The organism is Oleiphilus sp. HI0125 (genome assembly GCF_001635355.1).
Genome location: NZ_LWGF01000181.1, coordinates 1 through 755, shown reverse-complemented (window position 1 = coordinate 755; position 755 = coordinate 1). Strand labels below are relative to the sequence as shown.

General features: G+C 46.0%; 1 protein-coding gene. It reads right to left on the bottom strand.

The window, feature by feature from the left end; genetic code table 11:
* Positions 1–755 (bottom strand): DUF1631 family protein (locus A3762_RS02815; RefSeq protein WP_156493168.1); only part of this gene is annotated, 755 nt, incomplete at both ends.

The window sequence follows — 755 nt, the reverse complement described above, 5'->3', positions numbered from 1 at the left end:
GCTTTCAAAGTCACTCAATAAACCGTCGAACATAGACACGTCTTGCTCGAAGCCGTTAATAATTTGCTCTACGATACCCTCAAGCTTTTCTTTAAAGCGATCACGCCTTCCTTCACGCGGCGCATTCCAACCAATCGCTGAAGACGCGATTTCATTAAGAAGCTTACGTGCAGGATGCCCACCTTTGTTAAAGAAACTGTCATCGATCAACGCCACTTTCAAAATAGGTATCTGCAGTCGTGAAATGATGGCTTTCATTTCAGGCTGCAATTGACGATCTTCAAGAATGAATTCAAATAGCATCGACACAAGGTTGATCATGTCAGCATCGAGACTTTCATAAGCCTTTCCAACCGCTCCAGCGCTCTGATCTCTTAGCAAAGCAGCAAAATCAATGGCTTGATTCTCTCCAACGAACGACCCAGCTTGCTCTAAGCTAAGTGACTGAGCGCGAGATAAAATCGCAACTAACTCGTTTTGTGAAATAACTGGTGCAGCTGAGGCTGAGGAAGAGCTGGCATGCAATCCTGAAACCGGCGTATTACCCTGAATAGGCTGACCTTGAGGATGCAGAAGTTGACGTAATGCGTCTAGATTAACTCCACTATTGCCTGCATCCGCATACTCAGGCGCTTCAACTCCCGAGCCGATGCTTGAATTTGGTGAGAAGGCTGTGCCATTCGAAGAAGGAACGGAGCTTTGCTGTACAGATCGGTTTGTCTGCCTTACTTTAAATTCAGGCAATACTCCATCGT